The sequence below is a fragment of the Bradyrhizobium sp. CAR08 genome, assembly GCF_052871955.1.
This window is the reverse complement of sequence record NZ_JBIXJX010000010.1, coordinates 1-18,004: the sequence shown is the minus strand read 5'-3', so window position 1 is coordinate 18,004 and position 18,004 is coordinate 1. Positions and strand designations below refer to the sequence as shown.

Below are 18,004 nucleotides of genomic sequence, written 5' to 3'. Positions count from 1 at the left end.
TATCCAGCCACCATGAAACGTCTCAAGATCCTGCGGCGGTGGTTTGCGCGCAAGTTCGGGTTTGCGCGGCTGATGTGCCTTGCGCTGCTGGTCGTATTTGCCGGCGCTCGGCTCTGGGATCCGCCTCCGATCCAGGAACTGCGGCTGCGCACGTTCGACATGTTTCAATTGATCGATCCGCGCCACAAGACGGCGCGGCCGGTCACCATCGTCGACATCGACGACAAGAGCCTCGCCAAGCTCGGCCAGTGGCCGTGGCCGCGGACGCGGATCGCCGACATGATCCAGAACCTCACCAATCACGGCGCGGTGGCGATCGGCTTCGACGTCGTGTTCTCGGAGGCCGACCGGCTCAACCCGGATCTGGTAGCGAGCCAGATGCGCTACCTGGACGACGCCACCCGCGCCAAGCTGCGCGAGCTGCCGAGCAACGACCAGATCCTCTCCGAAGCGATCAAGCGCTCGCGCGTGATCCTGGGCGAGACTGGGCAGCGGGCGATTTCGTCCGAGGTCGACAAGTCGCTGCCCTTCACCGGCGTCGCGACGGTCGGCGAGGAGGGCGCTGAGCGCTTCCTATTCGAATTTCCCGGGCTGTTGCGCAACGTGCCCGAGATCGAGAAGGTCGCGGCCGGCCGCGGCCTGTTCTCGATCAAGACCGAGCGCGACGGCCTGATCCGACGCGTGCCGATGATCATGCGCGCCCAGGGCATGGTCATGCCTTCGCTGAGCCTCGAGATTTTGCGCGTCGTCACGGGCACGCCGACCTTGCTGGTTCGGACCGACAAGACCGGCGTGCGGGCCGTGCGTCTCAAGGGCGTGGAGATCCCAACCGACAGGAACGGTCAGCTCTGGGTGCATTACGCGCGCCAGGATCCCTCGATCTACGTCTCGGCCGCCGACGTGCTCGACAATACGGTGCCGCCTAACAAGATCGCCGGCAAGCTGGTGCTGATCGGCACCTCGGCGGTTGGGCTCAACGACATCAAGACCACGCCGGTGTCCTCGACCATGCCCGGCGTCGAGATCCACGCCCAGGTGCTGGAGAGCGTGCTGAGCGGCGCGGTGATCTCCCAGCCGAACTATTCGCTCGGCGTCGAGCTGCTCGCCGCGCTCGTCATCGGCTTGCTCGTCATCATCTTCACGCCGAACCTCGGACCAGTTCGCCTCGTGCTTGCCGGCGCGACCTTCGCCGCTATCCTGATCGGAGTGTCCTGGTTCTTCTATGCGCAGCACCGCTATCTCATCGACTTCACTTATCCGCTGCTCTCGACCACCGCGATCTATCTGACGCTAATCTTCGCCAGCTTCGTGCGCGAGCAGCGCCAGCGCGTGCAGATCCGCGGCATGTTCGCGCAATACATGTCGCCGGTGCTGGTCGAGCAACTCGCGCAGTCACCGGAAAAACTCGTCCTCGGCGGCGAGGAGCGCGAAATGACGATCATGTTCTCCGACGTGCGCGGCTTCACCACCATATCGGAAACCTACAAGCACGATCCGCAGGGCCTGATCGCGCTGATGAACCGCTTCCTGACTCCGCTGACCGACGTGATCATCGATCAGAAGGGCTATATCGACAAATATATGGGCGACGCCATCATGGCGTTCTGGAATGCGCCGCTCGACGATGCCGAGCACGAGGTCAACGCCTGTGAGGCCGCGATCCAGATGTTGGAGAAGATCGACGCGGTCAACAAGGACCGCGAGCAGGAGGCCATTGATGGCGGTCACGTCTACATCCCGCTCAATGTCGGTATCGGTCTCAACACCGGCATCGGCGTCGTCGGCAACATGGGCTCCGACCTGAAGAAGAACTATTCGGTGCTCGGCGACAGCGTCAACCTGGCCTCGCGCCTGGAAGGCCAGTCGAAGGAATACGGCTTTCCCATTATCGTTGGCTCGCGCACCGCGCTCGCGGCCAAGGACAAGTTCGCGATCCTCGAACTCGACTTCATCATGGTCAAGGGCAAGACCGAGCCGGAGGTGATCTATGCCATCGCCGGCCGCGAGGATGTGATGCTTTCAGGCGCCTTCCAGCGGCTGCGCAACGTCACCATCGAAATGCTCGCCTGCTATCGCAGCCGCGACTGGCAGGGCGCGCTGGACGCGATCGACCGCGGCCGCAGGAGCGAGGATGCCGACACGCTGGAAAAGCTGTTCAAGCTCTATGAAGTGCGCATCAAGGAATTCCAGGTCAATCCACCGCCGGAAGGTTGGACCGGGGCCTATGCGCTGCTGATGAAATAAGGGAGGCGCTTGCTAGCGGCTAAACCCTCGGTGTCGTCCCGGCGCAGGCCGGGACCCATACTCCGCAGCAGAAGCTGTACGCCAGATCGGAGTTGGCTGTCGTTGCCGAATTCAACTCGGTGGTTATGGGTCCCGGCTACGCCGGGACGACAGCGGTGTTCGACGCCGCAGGCCGTCGCCTTAATAAGAGGTGTCGTCCTGGCTTTCGCCAGGACGACAGTGGTGTTTGCGGAAGCGGGGTGCCGACCTTGAGCCTCACTCCGCCCCGATCGTCGTGAGATCCTGGAACCAGTGCTGCGCCTGCACGAACTGCTTGACCTTGGGCGACAGCGCATGCGGGTTGGTGTCGTGCACCACCCATACCAGCGTGGCGTCGTCGACGATCAGCGCGTGCGCCTGCGCCAGCAGCTCGTCCTGCTTGGCGCTGTCGAAGGTCTGCTTGGCCTCGTCGATCAGCGCGTCGACCTTCGGGTTTTTGTAGCCGCCCCAGTTGACGCCGACCGGCGCGATCTGGCTCGAATGGAAGAAGCGGACGATGGCGTAGAGCGGGTCAGAGGTGACATAGGCGATGTTGTTGGCGGTGATGCCGGCGTTCATCTCGTCGGCCGCGCCCTTGCGCCAATGCGTATAGAGTGTCTCGAGCTCGACGACCTTGAAATCGATGTCGATGCCGATCTCCTTGAAGCTCTGCTGCAAAAATTCGTTCATCGGCAGCGACAGCATCTGGCCGGTGCCGCCCTGTGCGATGATGAAGGTCGCTTTCAGCGGCTTCGCCTTGGAGTAGCCGGCTTCCTCGACCAGCTTCTTGGCGGCTGCGACATCGTATTTCAGCTCGAAGCTCGGCTTGCCGAACCAGGGGCTCGACGGATCGACCTGTCCCTTGGCGGGTTTCGCAAGGCCATTCATCAGGCCCACCACGGCTTCACGATCGATCGCGAGGTTCAGCGCCTTGCGCAGGCGGATGTCGGTCCAGGGCGAACCCGGCAGCACGCTCAGATGATAATTCCAGACATGCGGCGTAACGTTGTCGACGAGCTTCATGCCGGCGGCCTTGAGCTGCGGCACGGCATCCGGCGCCGGCGTCTCGATCAGATCGACCTGCCCGGCCAGCAGCGCATTGGTGCGCGTCAGCGCTTCCGGCATCGGCACCAGCACGAGCTTGTCGACCTTGGGAATACGCTTCTTGTTCCAATAATCCGGATTCTTCGTGAGCTCGGCGAGTTCGCGCGGCACCAGTTTTGTCAGTTTGAACGGGCCGGTCCCCGAAGGCTGGCTCGCGAACTTGTCCCAGTCCTTACCGAGCTTCTCGTATTGCGCCGGGCTGGAGACCAGGAACCACAGCATCTGATAGGGAAAGAAGGAATCGACCGTCTTGGTGGTGATCTCCACCGTGAAGTCGTCGATCTTGGCGTAGCTCGCGACCGAAGGCAGGCGGGTCTTGACCTGCGCACTCTGGCGCTTGTCGAATTGCGGCGCCTTGTCATTGAGCACCTTGTCCAGATTCCAGATCACGGCGTCGGCATCGAACTCGCTGCCATCGTGAAACTTCACGCCCTTGCGCAAGGTGAAGCGCCATTTGGTCTTGTTCTCGGCATCGACCCTCCACTCGGTGGCCAATCCGGGCACCAGCTTTCCCGGCCGGTCGGCGACGTCCATCTCCCACGCCACGAGCGGATCGTAGATGGTGTAGGCCGTGAACTGATAGGCGCCCGCGCCGCGATCGGGCTGGCCGGTCGTCAGCGGGATGTCCGCCATCGAGATGCCGTAGCGCAGCACCGTTTCGGCGCCCGCCGGAATCGCGGACAACGCCAGTGCAAGCACGGCGAAACAGGTCGATAGTCGGATACGCATGGGCCAAAGCTCCAAGGAAGAATTCAAGGACAATCGGAGCCAAACCTGCAATCTTGATGCCAGAATAGGCAGCGAGGTGCTTTCGCCGACGTGTCATCACAAGGACTTGTCGTCGCAGGGGCAATTTGCAGAATAAGTTTCCCCATTGGCATAGGCATTGCATACGATTGCATCAAAATTAGTCATCGAAGCCGGAAAAGGATTGAGTCAATGTTGATCAAGAAAAACAAGACCCGCGCGGCGCTGATCGCGTTGCTGGCGCTCAGTAGCGCGGCTGCGTGGCCGCGCGCGGCCACTGCCGAAACCGTGCTGCGCATCGCCATGACGGCTGCCGATATTCCGCGCACGCTGGGCCAGCCCGATCAGGGCTTTGAAGGCAACCGCTTCACCGGCCTCACCATGTATGACGCGCTCACCGGCTGGGACCTTTCCTCGGCCGACAAGGCGAGCGTGGTGATCCCCGGCCTTGCTACCGAGTGGAAGGTCGACGATGCCGACAAGACCAAATGGACTTTCAAGCTGCGGCCGGGCGTCACCTTCCATGACGGCTCGCCGTTCAATGCGGACGCCGTGGTGTGGAATGTCGAGAAGGTGCTGAAGCAGGACGCGCCGCAATTCGACGCCAGCCAGGTCGGTGTCACGGCCTCGCGCATGCCGACGCTGGCATCAGCGAAGAAGGTCGACGACATGACGGTCGAGCTCACCACCAAGGAGCCCGACAGCTTCCTGCCCATCAACCTCACCAATCTCTTCATGGCGAGCCCGGCGAAGTGGCAGGCCTTCTACGACAAGGCGGAGGGCGCCGACGCCAAGGCCAAGTCGCAGGCCGCATGGACCGCGTTTGCCAAGGACGCCGCGGGCACCGGCCCGTGGAAGATGGCGGGCTTCACCCCGCGCGAGCGGCTGGAGCTGGTCAAGAATGCGAGCTACTGGAACAAGGACCGCGTGCCCAAGGTCGACAAGATGGTGCTGTTGCCGATGCCGGAGGCCAACGCGCGCACCGCGGCGCTGCTTTCCGGGCAGGTCGATTGGGTCGAGGCGCCGGCGCCGGACGCGTTGCCCGAGCTCAAGCAGCGCGGCTTCAAGCTCTACGCCAACGAGCAGCCGCACGTCTGGCCGTGGCAGTTCTCGCGCGTCGAGGGCTCGCCCTGGAACGACATCCGCGTGCGCAAGGCCGCGAACCTCTGCGTCGATCGCGAAGGCCTCAAGGACGGCCTGCTCGCGGGGCTGATGGTGCCCGCGACCGGCACGTTCGAGGTCGGCCATCCCTGGCGCGGCAGACCGACCTTCGAGATCAAGTACGACAAGGCTGCTGCACAGAAGCTGATGCAGGAGGCCGGATTCGGCCCGAACAAGAAGCTGACGGTGAAGACCCAGACGTCTGCGTCCGGCTCGGGCCAGATGCAGCCGTTGCCGATGAACGAATATATCCAGCAGGCGCTGGCCGAATGCTATTTCGACGTGCAGCTCGATGTCATCGAGTGGAATACGCTGTTCACCAACTGGCGCCGCGGCGCCAAGGATCCCAGTGCCAACGGCTCGAACGCGACCAACGTCACCTATGCGGCGATGGACCCGTTCTTCGCGCTGGTGCGCTTCCTGCAATCGGGCATGGCGCCGCCGGTCTCGAACAATTGGGGTTTCATCAACAATCCCAAATTCGACGAGCTGGTGAAGAAGGCGCGGCAGACCTTCGATCCCGCCGCGCGTGACGCCGCGCTCGCCGAACTGCACGCGGCCTCCGTCGATGACGCGGCCTTCCTCTATGTCGCCCACGACGTCGGTCCCCGCGCCATCAGCCCGAAGGTGACAGGCGTCGTGCAGCCAAAGAGCTGGTTCATCGACTTCTCACTGGTGTCGATGCAATAGTTCCCGCCTCATACGCAGTGCACCCTCTCCCCTTGCGGGAGAGGGTGGCTTCGCGCAAGCGAAGCCGGGTGAGGGATCTCTTTCCGCGGATGACCCTCTCTCTTTTTCGTTAACACTGCATCCGGGGTTAGAGCCCTCATCCGGCGCTTTGCGCCACCTTCTCCCACAAGGGGAGAAGGGAAGAAAAGAAACAACGTGCTCGCCTATATCGCCAGACGCATCGTCTACGTCATCCCGATCGTCATCAGCGTCGCGCTGGTGTGTTTTCTGCTCGTGCACATCACGCCGGGCGATCCGCTCGTCGCGGTGCTCCCCGCAGACGCCTCGCAGGAGCTCGCCGCGCAGCTCCGGACAGCCTATGGTTTCGACCGCCCGCTGCCGGTGCAGTTCGGGCTTTGGCTGCTCCGCGCGCTTCATGGCGATCTCGGCAATTCCATCGCCACGGGCCGCCCGGTGCTCGCCGAGGTCATGCGCGCGGTCAGCAACACGGTCACGCTGGCGATTGCGGCGGCGATCATCGGCTTCACCATGGGCATCCTGCTCGGCCTGATCGCCGGCTATTTCCGCGAGACCTGGATCGACAAGCTGGCGACCTCCTTTGCCATCGCCGGCGTTTCGGTGCCGCATTACTGGCTTGGCATGGTGCTCGTCATCATCTTCTCGGTCCAGCTGAACTGGCTGCCCGCTGTCGGCGCCGGACCCGGCGGCTCGGCCGCCTGGGCCTGGGACTGGGCGCATTTGCAATATCTCGTGCTGCCAGCGATCACGACCTCGGTGATCCCGATGGGCATCGTCACTCGCACGGTGCGCGCGCTGACCGGCGACATTCTCAGCCAGGACTTCGTCGAGGCGCTGCGTGCAAAAGGCCTGCATGAGCGCGGCGTGTTCCGCCACGTCATCAAGAACGCCGCCCCCACCGCGCTCGCGGTGATGGGACTTCAGCTCGGTTACATGCTCGGCGGCTCGATCCTGATCGAGACGGTGTTCTCCTGGCCGGGCTCGGGCTTCCTGCTCAACTCCGCGATTTTCCAGCGCGACCTGCCGCTGCTGCAGGGCACGATCCTGATCCTGGCGCTGTTCTTCGTCTTCCTCAATCTGATGGTCGACATCGCGCAAGCCGCGATCGACCCGCGCATCAAACGGGGTTAGCGATGAGCGAGCTTCCGTTGTCCGTCACCAGCGATACGGCGCTTCAGTCCGCGCCCGCGACCAAGGCGCGCGGCTATTGGGCGACCGTCGGCCGTCGTATCTGGCGTGACAAGGTCAGCATGGTCTGCGCGCTGGTGCTGCTGCTGATCTTTCTCTCCGCGATCGTTGCGCCGTGGCTCGGTCTGGAAGATCCCTACAAGGGCTCGATGATCCGCCGCCTTCGGCACATTGGCACATCCGGCTACCCGCTCGGCACCGACGAACTCGGCCGCGACATGCTGGCGCGGCTGATCTATGGCGGCCGGTTGTCGCTTCTCATCGGCATTTTGCCTGTGATCCTCGCCTTCTGCATCGGCACCTCGCTCGGCCTCGTTGCCGGCTATGTCGGCGGCAAGCTCAACACCGCGATCATGCGCACGATCGACGTGTTCTACGCGTTTCCGTCCGTGCTGCTGGCGATCGCGATCTCGGGCGCGCTGGGCGCGGGCATCCTCAATTCCATCGTGTCGTTGACCGTCGTGTTCGTGCCGCAGATCACCCGCGTTGCCGAAAGCGTCACGACGGGGGTGCGCAACATGGACTTCGTCGACGCCGCGCGCGCCTCGGGCGCGGGACCGTTCACCATCATGCGCGTTCATATCCTCGGCAATGTGCTCGGTTCGATCTTCGTCTACGCGACCAGCCTGATCTCGGTCTCGATGATCCTCGCGGCAGGCCTGTCGTTCCTCGGCCTCGGCACCAAACCGCCGGAGCCGGAATGGGGCCTGATGTTGAATACCTTGCGGACCGCGATCTATGTCAACCCCTGGGTCGCCGCGCTCCCCGGTGCAATGATCTTCGCGGTCTCGATCTGCTTCAACCTGCTCTCGGACGGCCTGCGCAGCGCCATGGACATCAGGAACTAGCCATGAGCGAAACCAACCTCTCCGTCGCAATGCTGGAGCCGATCGAAGACCTCGGCGGCGTCGCCCAGCCGCTGCTCCAGGTCAACGGCCTCACCAAGCATTTCCCGGTTCGTGGCGGCCTGTTCGCCGCAAAGCGCACCGTGCGGGCGGTCGATAATGTCTCGTTCACCGTCGCCAAGGGCGAGACCGTCGGCATCGTCGGCGAGTCCGGTTGCGGCAAGTCGACCACCGCGCGGCTGCTCATGCATCTGATGCCGCGCGACACCGGCGACATCATCTATGACGGCATGAGCGTCGGCCAGTCGCTCTCCTTGCGCGAGCTGCGCCGCGGCATGCAGATGGTGTTCCAGGATTCCTACGCTTCGCTCAACCCGCGCCTGACCATCGAGGACTCGATCGCCTTCGGCCCAAAGGTGCACGGCATGGCCGACGGCGCCGCGCGCGCGCTGGCGCGCGAGCTGCTGGGCAAAGTGGGCCTGGTTCCTGCAAACTTTGCCAACCGCTACCCGCATGAGATCTCCGGCGGCCAGCGCCAGCGCGTCAACATCGCGCGTGCGCTGGCCCTGTCGCCGCGGCTGGTGATTCTCGACGAAGCCGTCTCCGCGCTCGACAAGTCGGTCGAGGCGCAGGTGCTCAATTTGCTTGCCGATCTCAAGAGTGAGTTCGGCCTGACCTATCTCTTCATCAGTCACGACCTCAACGTCGTGCGCTATATCAGCGATCGCGTGCTGGTGATGTATCTCGGCGAGGTCGTCGAGCTCGGCCCGGTCGACCAGGTCTGGGACCAACCGGCGCATCCCTATACGCGCGCACTTCTTGCCGCGATGCCGTCCTCGGATCCGGACCGCCGCACCGAGACGCCGCCGATCACGGGCGATCCGCCCAATCCGATCGATCCACCCTCGGGCTGCCGCTTCCACACCCGTTGCCCGTTTGCGGAGCCGCTCTGCGCAAATGCGACACCAAAACTCACCGCGCTCGATAGAATGGGCCACGAGGCCGCGTGCTACATGGCGATCCCGGGTTCAGGCCATAGCCGCGCGCCGAAGGAGGAAACCGCATGAGACCGACGACAAAAGAGATCAAGGCGACGGCACAGGTCGCCGGCGTTCCCGTCGACGACGAGATCGCGACGCGCATCTCCAATTCCATCGGACCGGCCTTCGAGGGCTTTGCGGCCATTGCCGGCACGTTGCCGTTCGATCTCGAGCCCGCGCTTTATCCGATCGCGCAGACTGCCAAGGTCTCGAAATGAGCACCGAGCCCGCATTGATGACGCTCACCGAGGTCGCGCGCGCGATCGCGATGAAGCAGGTGTCCTCGCATGAGGTGACGCGTGCGCTGCTGCATCGCATCGCGCAGTGGCAGCCGCACCTCAACGCCTTCATGTCGATCGAGGCAGAGGCAGCGCTGAAGGCCGCCGATGCCGCCGACGCCGAACTCGCCAAGGGGGAAGTCCGCGGTCCGCTGCACGGTGTGCCGCTCGCGCACAAGGATATGTATTACGACGCAGGTCACGTCGCGACCTGCGGCTCGTTGATCCGCCGCGACTTCGTTCCGACAGTGACCTCCACCGCCTTGCAGCGGCTGAAGGACGCCGGCCAGGTTCGCCTCGGCACGTTGCATCTCGCCGAATTCGCCTATGGCCCGACTGGCCATAACGCCCATTACGGCCCGGTTCGCAATCCCTGGAACGTTGCGCACATCACCGGGGGCTCGTCGTCGGGCTCGGGCTCGGCGGTCGCGGCGCGACTGACCTATGCGGCGCTCGGCTCCGACACCGGCGGCTCGATCCGCATGCCCGCGCATTTCTGCGGCGTCACGGGATTGAAGACCACCGTCGGCCGGGTCAGCCGCGCCGGCGCGATGCCGCTGTCGCAGTCGCTCGACACGGTCGGCCCGCTCGCCCGCACCGCCGAGGATTGCGCGCTGCTGCTGGCGCTGATGGCCGGCCCTGATCCTGAGGATTCGACCTGCAGTCATGAGCCGCTGTCTGACTATGTCGGCGCGACCAAGGGCTCGCTGAAGGGCCTCAAGGTCGGCGTCCCCTCGTCCTTCTATGTCGATGATCTCGACGGCGAGGTCGCGCGCGTGCTGGACGAGACCGTTGCGGTGCTCAAGCGTGAGGGCGCCGACATCGTCACGGTCGAGCTGCCCGATCAGCGGCAATTGTCCTCGGCAAGCCAGCTCGTGCTCGCAGCCGAAGCCGCCGCCTTCCACAAGCGCTGGATGATTGAGCGGCCGCAGGATTATGGTCCGCAGGTGTTGATGCGGCTCCAGAACGGCCTCGCGGTCCCCGCCATCACCTATCTCGAGGCGATGCGCTGGCGCGGACCTGCGCTCGCCGCGCACAACGCTGCCACATCGGGCGTCGACGCGATGATCGCGCCGGCGTCCCCCGTGCCGGCGCCAACGATCGAGGAGAGCGACGTTGGCGGCGGGCCGAATGCGCCGGCGCTGTTGCAGCGGCTGACGCTGTTCACCCGTCCGGTGAATTACCTCGGCCTGCCGTCGCTCACGGTGCCCTCGGGCTTCACCAAAAGCGGTCTTCCGATCGGCATGCAGCTGATCGGCCGCTCGTTCGATGAAGCGACCTTGCTCACCATCGGCGCCGCGTTCCAGCGCGCCACCGACTACCACGAAAGGCTGCCGAAACTTCCGTCATGACAAAGCTCGTCGAGATCTCAGGCCTTAACATCCGCTTCACCGGGGAGCGCACGGTCTATGCCGTGAACGATCTCAGCCTCTCGCTCGGCGACGGCGAGGTGCTGGGCCTGCTCGGAGAGTCCGGCTCGGGCAAGAGCGTGACCTTGCGCGCGCTGATGCGCCTGTTGCCGAAGAAGCGCACGCAGATCACGGGCAAGGTCAACGTCATGGGCCGCGACGTGCTCGCCATGAACGACGAGCAGCTGTCGTCGTTCCGCGGCCAAACCGTGTCGATGATCTTTCAGGAGCCGGCGCTGGCGCTCGATCCGGTCTACACCATCGGCGCGCAGATCGCCGAAAGCGTGGTGCGTCACGAAGGCAAGTCGTATGCGGAGGGCAGGGCGCGCGCACTCGAAATGCTCGAGGTCGTGCGCATTCCTTCCGCAAAACGGCGGCTCGATGCCTATCCGCATGAGATGTCCGGCGGCATGCGTCAGCGCGCGATGATCGCGCTGGCGCTCGCGTGTCGTCCCAAGATATTGCTCGCGGACGAGCCGACCACGGCGCTCGATGCCACCGTGCAGATCCAGATCCTGCTGCTGTTGCGCGAGCTGCAGCGCGAGTTCGGCATGTCCGTCATCTTCGTCACCCATGACATCGGGGTCGCCATCGAGATCTGCGACCGGGTCGCGGTGATGTATGCCGGCAAGATCGTGGAGCAGGGCACGCTTCGCGACATCGTCCGCTCGCCGGTGCATCCCTACGCCAGGGGCCTGCTCGCCTCGACCGTCCACGGGGCCAAGCGGGGACAGCGGCTCGAGACCATCCCCGGCACCCCGCCGTCGCTGGGCGAGCGGCCGCACAACTGCTCCTTTGCGCCCCGCTGCGCCGCTGCCCAGCCGCGCTGCCTGGAGCAATTGCCTGGGAATGTGGAGGTCGGGCCGGGCCGGGCAGCACGGTGCGTGCTGGCGGAGCCGGTCACCGCGCTGTCATGATATTTGGACCGCCAGCGGGGAACGGGGGAACAGCATTCAGACCTCGTTCATCCCGGTTCCGCTTCCATGGAACCGTTCACGGAGAGGGACCTCATTTATGTACATTTCGAATGAAGGCTTGCTTGTCATCCTGTTCGTCGGCCTCGTCGCTGGTTGGCTGGCCGGCAAGGTGGTGCGCGGAACCGGGTTCGGCATCATCGGCGATATCGTGGTCGGCATCGCCGGCGCGCTGGTGGCAAGCTTCCTGTTTCCGAAGCTCGGCATTCACATCGGCACCGGGCTGATATCGGAGATCATCTATTCCGCCATCGGCGCGGTCATCCTGCTGCTGGTGGTGCGGCTGGTCCGCGGCGGCGGCCGGTTCTAATGGCGCCCGGGTTCAATTGATCGAACTTTTGACCTCTCCCCGCCCGGGGAGAGGTGACATGTCTGCAAGAAAAAGCCGCAAGATCGTGAGATTCCGGACTTGCGTGCAGGGTCGGTCGGGGGTGATGTGGGCCATAGGGGTCCCGGGTGTTCGACTGCGTTGGGCGATGAGCGCAAACGCGATGTTAATCCGGGTCAATTACTCCTGAATTTGCCTTTGAAATCAGGGACTTTGGCCCCTACCCGAAAGAGATCAGACTGATGGCAGCCGTTCCCGGCGTCCGCCGCTCAGAGCTCGGTGATGCGCTGCGCGCCTGTCGCACGGCGTTTGTCGGCGTCGGCTTGATGAGCTGCATGATCAACCTGCTCTATCTGACCGGGTCGATCTTCATGCTGGAGGTCTACGACCGGGTGCTGCCGAGCCGCAGTATTCCGACCCTGGTCGGCCTGATCGTCCTCGCCGGTTTCCTCTACATGGCGCAGGGCGTGCTGGACATGATCCGCAACCGGATCTTGGGCCGGGTCGGTACCGCCCTGGACGAAGCCTTGAACAAGCGGGTGTTCGACACCATCGTGCGCCTGCCGCTGCTGGTTGGCAGCCGCAACGAGGGGCTTCAGCCGCTGCGGGATCTCGACAATGTCCGTTCCTTCCTCGGCGGCATGGGACCGAGCGCGTTCTTCGACCTGCCCTGGCTGCCGCTCTATCTCGCCATCTGCTTCGCCTTCCACGTCATGATCGGCGTCACCGCGCTGGTCGGAGCCGTCATCCTGGTCGGGTTGACGCTGGTCACCGAGTTGATGTCCCGCCAGCCGGCGCGCGAGGCGATGGGGCTCGCCGCCCAGCGCAACGATCTCGCCCAGGCCAGCCGCCGCAATGCCGAAGTCATGGTGTCGATGGGCATGGCCGGCCGGATGAACGCGCGCTGGAGCGAGGCCAACGAAAAATATCTCGACGGCAACCAGCGTGCGAGCGACGTCGCCGGCGGTCTCGGCGCGGTCGCAAAAGTGCTGCGCATGATGCTGCAATCGGCCGTGCTCGCGGTCGGCGCCTATCTCGTCATCCACCAGGAGGCGACCGCCGGCATCATCATCGCCGGCTCGATCCTCTCGGCACGCGCGCTCGCGCCGGTCGACCTCGCGATCGCGCACTGGAAATCCTTTGTCGCGGCACGCCAGAGCTGGCATCGTCTGACCCGCCTTCTCGAGCAGATGCCGGCGCAGACGATGCCGACCCAGTTGCAGGCGCCCACCAGCCGCCTCTCGGTCGAAGGTATCGCCATGGTGCCGCCGGGCGACCAGCGCCTCATCGTGCAAGACATCACCTTTGCGCTCGAAGCCGGCAATGGCCTCGGCGTGATCGGACCGAGCGGCTCCGGCAAGTCGTCGCTGATCCGCGCGCTGGTCGGCGTCTGGCAGCCGGTCCGCGGCAAGGTGCGGCTCGACGGCGCGGCGCTCGACCAGTGGTCGTCGGACATGCTTGGCCGCCACATCGGCTATCTGCCGCAGGACGTCGAATTGTTCGGCGGCACCATCGCGCAGAACATCAGCCGCTTCGATCCCGAGGCCACGTCTGACGGCATCATCGCCGCCGCCAAGGAAGCCGGCGTGCACGAGATGATCATCAAGATGCGCGAGGGCTACAACACCCAGGTCGGCGAGCAGGGCACGGCGCTCTCCGCGGGCCAGGCGCAGCGCGTGGCGCTGGCGCGCGCGCTCTATGGCAACCCCTTCCTGATCGTGCTCGACGAGCCCAATTCCAATCTCGATACCGAAGGCGACGAGGCGCTGACCCGCGCCATCCGCGCGACGCGCGAGCGCGGCGCCATCGTCATCGTAGTGGCGCACCGTCCGATCGGCGTGGAAGCGGTTGACCAGATCCTGGTGCTGCGCGACGGCCGCATGCAGGCCTTCGGGCCGAAGGAACAGGTGCTCGCCCAGGTGCTCCAGCCGCGCGTGACGGCGCCGGCGCCGATCAAGATCGTCAGCGAAGGCGGAGCCAAGGCATGAGCACGATGGCGCTCGGCGGCGCGAAGCCTGCCGCGAAGAGGACCGTACGGCAGTCGATCCGGTTTCACTTGATGCTCGGGCTTGGGATCGTGCTGGTCCTCCTGGTCGGCCTCGGCGGCTGGGCTTCGACGGTGCAGATTTCGGGCGCGCTGATCGCGCCGGGTCAGATCGTCGTCGAGTCCAATGTCAAAAAGGTGCAGCATCCGACCGGCGGCGTGGTCGGCGAGGTGCGTGCGCGCGATGGCGACGTGGTCAAGGCCGGCGACATCGTGGTGCGGCTCGACGACACCGTCACCAAGGCGAATCTCGCCATCGTCACCAAGAATCTCGACGCGGCGCAGGCGCGTGCGGCGCGGCTCCAGGCCGAGCAGCGCGGAATCGACAGGATCGACTACCCGCAAGCGTTGCTCGATCGCGGCAACGATCCCGACGTCAAGGCGCTGCTCTCCGCCGAAACCAAGCTGTTCGACGTCCGCGTCAACGGACGCGCCGGCCAGAAGGCGCAGCTGCGCGAGCGCATCCAGCAGCTCAACGAGGAGATCGAGGGCCTCTCCGCGCAGGAGCGAGCCAAGGACAGGGAAATCTCGCTGGTGCAGCAGGAGCTCGTGGGGGTCCGCGATCTCTATGACAAGCACCTGGTGCAGATCTCCCGTCTGACCACGCTCGAACGCGACAGCGCCCGCCTCAACGGCGAGCGCGCGCAATACATCGCCTCGCGGGCGCAGGCCAAGGGCAAGATCACCGAGACCGAGCTCCAGATCATCCAGGTCGACAAAGACATGGTCAGCGAGGTCTCCAAGGATCTGCGCGAGACCAACGACAAGATCGGCGAAATGATCGAGCGCAAGGTCGCCGCCGAGGACCAGCTTCGCCGCGTCGACATTCGCGCGCCGCAGGACGGCATGGTGCTGCAATCGACCGTGCATACCGTTGGTGGCGTCATCACCGCCGGCGACGCCCTCATGCTGATCGTGCCGCAGGCCGACGATCTCCAGGTCGAAGCCAAGGTCAATCCGGTCGATATCGACAAGCTCCAGATCGGCCAGAAGACGCTGCTGCGCCTGTCCGCCTTCAACCAGCGCACCACGCCGGAGCTCAACGGCGTCGTCAGCCGCGTCTCGCCCGACGTCACCACCGATCAGCGCACCGGCCAGAGCTACTACACCATCCGCGTCTCGCTGTCCGCGGAGGAGGTCGCCAAGCTCGGGGACTCCAGGCTGATCCCCGGCATGCCCGCGGAAGCGTTCGTCCAGACCGGTGATCGCACCATGCTGTCCTACCTGATGAAGCCGCTGCACGACCAGTTCATGCGGGCGTTCCGGGAGAAGTGACGCGCGAAAGCGCGTCATCCCATCCGTCATTGCGAGCGATGACGGCGAGGCGTCATTCTTGCTATAGTTCGATTCAGCCCCAGCAACCCGGCGTCGAACAATGCAATCTCCACCTACCATCGCCACCGAATCCTATTCCGACGCTGGCCTCGCCGTCGCCCGCCTCGAAGAGATCTACGAGCGCAACACGAAGTTCCTGCGTGACCGGTTCGAAGCTTACGTCAACGGCGAGTTAATCACGACGCGGGTGCGAGCCTTCTACCCCTTCGTCCGTATCACCACTGCGACGCATGCGCGGCTGGATTCGCGGCTCGCCTACGGTTTCGTCGCGCGGCCCGGTGTGCACGAGACCAGCGTCACGCGGCCGGATCTGTTCCGGACCTATCTCACAGAGCAGATCGGACTGTTGATCCAGAACCACGGCGTCCCGGTCGAAATCGGCGAGTCCAGCGAACCGATCCCCGTTCACTTCGCCTATCGCCGCGACATCAACATCGAGGCCGCCATCACCACCAGCGAGAATTCGCCGGTGACGCGGTCGCTGCGCGATGCGTTCGACGTGCCTGATCTGGCCACCATGGACGATGCCATCGCCGACGGCACTTTCGAACTTCAGCCCGGCGCGCCCGAACCGCTGTCCCTGTTTCGGGCAGCCCGCGTCGACTACTCGCTGCGCCGGCTCTACCACTACACGGGTACGGATCCAGAGTATTTCCAGAACTTCGTGATCTTCACCAACTACCAGTTCTATGTCGACGCCTTCGCGCAGCTTTGCCAGCAGCGGCTTCAGGCTGGCGAGGCGGGCCTCGATGCCTTCGTCGCTCCAGGCAATGTGATCACGCGCAGCGGCGGCGCGACGACGGGCGTTGCGCCCGCGCGCACGCCGCAGATGCCTGCCTTCCACCTGGCCGCGCCCGGCTATCGTGGTATCACCCTGATCAACATCGGCACCGGTCCGTCGAACGCGCGCAACGTCACCGACCATGTTGCCGTGCTGCGGCCCCATGCCTGGCTGATGCTCGGCCATTGCGCGGGCCTGCGCAACACGCAGCGGCTCGGCGACTACGTGCTCGCCCATGGCTATGTGCGCGAGGACCATGTGCTCGATCGTGAGTTGCCGCTGTGGGTGCCGATCCCGGCGCTCGCGGAGATGCAGGTGGCGCTCGAGGAGGCGGTCGAGGACGTCACCGGGCTCGAAGGATTCGAGCTCAAGCGCCTGATGCGCACCGGCACCGTCGCGAGCGTCGACAACCGCAATTGGGAGATCAGCGGGCCCGATGTCATTCGCCGCTTGTCGCAATCGCGCGCGGTTGCGCTCGACATGGAATCGGCCGCGATTGCCGCCAACGGCTACCGCTTTCGCGTCCCTTACGGCACGCTGCTGTGCGTCTCCGACAAGCCTCTCCACGGCGAGATCAAGCTCGCAGGCATGGCCAGCGAATTCTACCGTCGCCGCGTCGGCCAGCATCTCGAGATCGGCTTAAAGGCGCTGGAACGGCTCAAGCAGCAGGAATCCGAGCGACTGCATTCCCGCAAGCTCCGCAGTTTCGCCGAAGTTGCATTTCAGTAGGCCATGGATTGCCTTTGCTGCTGACAAGCAGCGGGATTTTCGGCATTTTCGGCGCGGGGGTCGACGGGACGAATTGATGCCACTCATGCGCGACAGGATCATTGGCCATGATCTCGAACGGCTCGCCTTTCGCTTCACCATGCTGAACGACGGCGAGGTCGTGCAGTGCCAGATCAGCGACGCCGCCATGGACGAGCTTGCGGGCATGCAAGGCACCGAAAGCAGCGCGCGGCAGGCCCAGTTCCTGTCGCTGCGCGAGACCATCGAGCGGCTCGCCTCAGACCTCTACGACGAGGCGCCGCGGGTCAGGGGCCATGTGGTGCGGATCTTCACGCGACATTTGCAGCGATAGTGCCGCTCCAGCCTCCGCAATCATGCTCCAGGACAGTTCATCAGTTGGTCAAGATTTGGTCTTGCCGGGCTTACCTTCCCGCCGGCAGCCATTTCGACGAGCGTCAATTCCTCTAAAGCATTCGCTAACCAAGCAACCGTTTCGCGGCAATCTTAAGACCTGCGAAACCAGACGTTATCCAGCTATGAATTGATGGCCCGTAGAGGTTGGGTCACGAAATGGAGCCTCACGAGTAATCGCGTGACAAAAGACATTGTTGGAATCGACGCGATCCGCGGGCCCGGCCATGACGTCAATCCGAACAAGACGCGGCCAGAGAGTTGGCGGCTTGCAATCGCCGTCGCGATCGGATGTGGACTTGTCGGCCTTGCGCTCCGCTACGTTGCCCGGGAACACGCGACCGATGACGCCATTCAGCATCTGATCCCCTGGTATGTCTTTGCTCGCGATCACGGAGTCGCCGGGCTGGCCGAAGCCTTTACCAACTACACGCCGTTCTACAGCTACCTCCTGCTGATTGCCGCCCGATTTGATTGGCTAGGCGAGCCACTTTCCCTCGTGAAAGCGATCTCGGCAGTATTCGAGTTGGGCTGCGATCACTGTGGCCCAGATCGTCTGGCGAGCGACAAAGCTGCCGTTGCGAGCTTCCCTGGCCTTCTGCGCTGTCTGGCTTGCACCGACGGTGATCTTCAACGGCGCGGTGTGGGCGGAGAGTGATT

Annotated in this window: 15 protein-coding genes; 14 read left to right on the top strand and 1 reads right to left on the bottom strand. The window is 64.3% G+C overall.

Annotated elements, in window-relative coordinates; translation table 11 throughout:
* The first annotated feature begins 12 nt into the window (after window positions 1-12).
* The gene (locus ACIPUD_RS21360) at window positions 13-2,244 is read left to right on the top strand and encodes a CHASE2 domain-containing protein (RefSeq protein ID WP_446481495.1); all 2,232 of its coding nucleotides are present in this window, start codon (window positions 13-15) and stop codon (window positions 2,242-2,244) included.
* A gap of 255 nt (window positions 2,245-2,499) precedes the next feature.
* On the opposite strand, the gene ACIPUD_RS21355 is transcribed toward ACIPUD_RS21360, so the two are convergent.
* Window positions 2,500-4,095: an ABC transporter substrate-binding protein gene (locus ACIPUD_RS21355; RefSeq protein WP_085358025.1), complete on the bottom strand. Its 1,596-nt coding sequence runs from the start codon at window positions 4,093-4,095 to the stop codon at window positions 2,500-2,502.
* 210 nt (window positions 4,096-4,305) lie between these two features.
* Here ACIPUD_RS21355 and ACIPUD_RS21350 point away from each other — a divergent pair, with 210 nt between their 5' ends.
* The 13 genes from ACIPUD_RS21350 to ACIPUD_RS21290 all read left to right on the top strand — a co-directional run bounded on the left by ACIPUD_RS21350 (window position 4,306) and on the right by ACIPUD_RS21290 (window position 18,002).
* Window positions 4,306-5,964 (top strand): ABC transporter substrate-binding protein, encoded by a 1,659-nt coding sequence (locus ACIPUD_RS21350; RefSeq protein ID WP_018457597.1) that lies wholly within the window; start codon window positions 4,306-4,308, stop codon window positions 5,962-5,964.
* A 195-nt stretch (window positions 5,965-6,159) separates the two neighbouring features.
* A complete protein-coding gene (locus ACIPUD_RS21345) occupies window positions 6,160-7,113 on the top strand; it encodes an ABC transporter permease (RefSeq protein WP_085349306.1) in 954 nt (317 codons plus the stop codon).
* Window positions 7,114-7,115: 2 nt separating this feature from the next.
* The gene (locus ACIPUD_RS21340) at window positions 7,116-8,018 is read left to right on the top strand and encodes an ABC transporter permease (RefSeq protein WP_018457595.1); all 903 of its coding nucleotides are present in this window, start codon (window positions 7,116-7,118) and stop codon (window positions 8,016-8,018) included.
* A 2-nt stretch (window positions 8,019-8,020) separates the two neighbouring features.
* Complete coding sequence (locus tag ACIPUD_RS21335; protein WP_085383889.1) at window positions 8,021-9,082, top strand: ABC transporter ATP-binding protein; 1,062 nt, start codon at window positions 8,021-8,023, stop codon at window positions 9,080-9,082.
* Window positions 9,079-9,273 carry a hypothetical protein gene (locus tag ACIPUD_RS21330; RefSeq protein WP_018457593.1) on the top strand — a complete coding sequence of 65 codons (195 nt, stop codon included), beginning with the start codon at window positions 9,079-9,081 and terminating at the stop codon, window positions 9,271-9,273. Before ACIPUD_RS21335 ends, ACIPUD_RS21330 begins: the two co-directional genes overlap by 4 nt.
* Complete coding sequence (locus ACIPUD_RS21325; protein ID WP_446481494.1) at window positions 9,270-10,685, top strand: amidase; 1,416 nt, start codon at window positions 9,270-9,272, stop codon at window positions 10,683-10,685. The genes ACIPUD_RS21330 and ACIPUD_RS21325 overlap by 4 nt, the downstream gene beginning before the upstream one ends.
* Window positions 10,682-11,659, top strand: coding sequence for an ABC transporter ATP-binding protein (locus tag ACIPUD_RS21320; protein WP_446481493.1), 978 nt, complete (start codon window positions 10,682-10,684; stop codon window positions 11,657-11,659). The genes ACIPUD_RS21325 and ACIPUD_RS21320 overlap by 4 nt, the downstream gene beginning before the upstream one ends.
* A gap of 97 nt (window positions 11,660-11,756) precedes the next feature.
* Window positions 11,757-12,026 (top strand): GlsB/YeaQ/YmgE family stress response membrane protein, encoded by a 270-nt coding sequence (locus tag ACIPUD_RS21315; protein WP_007605178.1) that lies wholly within the window; start codon window positions 11,757-11,759, stop codon window positions 12,024-12,026.
* 260 nt (window positions 12,027-12,286) lie between these two features.
* Window positions 12,287-14,032, top strand: a complete 1,746-nt coding sequence (locus ACIPUD_RS21310; RefSeq protein WP_085349309.1) for a type I secretion system permease/ATPase — start codon at window positions 12,287-12,289, stop codon at window positions 14,030-14,032.
* A complete protein-coding gene (locus tag ACIPUD_RS21305) occupies window positions 14,029-15,363 on the top strand; it encodes an HlyD family type I secretion periplasmic adaptor subunit (RefSeq protein ID WP_085354331.1) in 1,335 nt (444 codons plus the stop codon). Before ACIPUD_RS21310 ends, ACIPUD_RS21305 begins: the two co-directional genes overlap by 4 nt.
* Window positions 15,364-15,463: 100 nt before the next feature.
* Window positions 15,464-16,933 (top strand): AMP nucleosidase, encoded by a 1,470-nt coding sequence (locus ACIPUD_RS21300; RefSeq protein WP_204513229.1) that lies wholly within the window; start codon window positions 15,464-15,466, stop codon window positions 16,931-16,933.
* Between the two features lie 76 nt (window positions 16,934-17,009).
* A complete protein-coding gene (locus ACIPUD_RS21295; RefSeq protein WP_026233404.1) occupies window positions 17,010-17,285 on the top strand; it encodes a DUF1488 family protein in 276 nt (91 codons plus the stop codon).
* A 240-nt stretch (window positions 17,286-17,525) separates the two neighbouring features.
* Window positions 17,526-18,002, top strand: coding sequence for a hypothetical protein (locus ACIPUD_RS21290; RefSeq protein ID WP_446481492.1), 477 nt, complete (start codon window positions 17,526-17,528; stop codon window positions 18,000-18,002).
* Window positions 18,003-18,004: the final 2 nt, after the last annotated feature.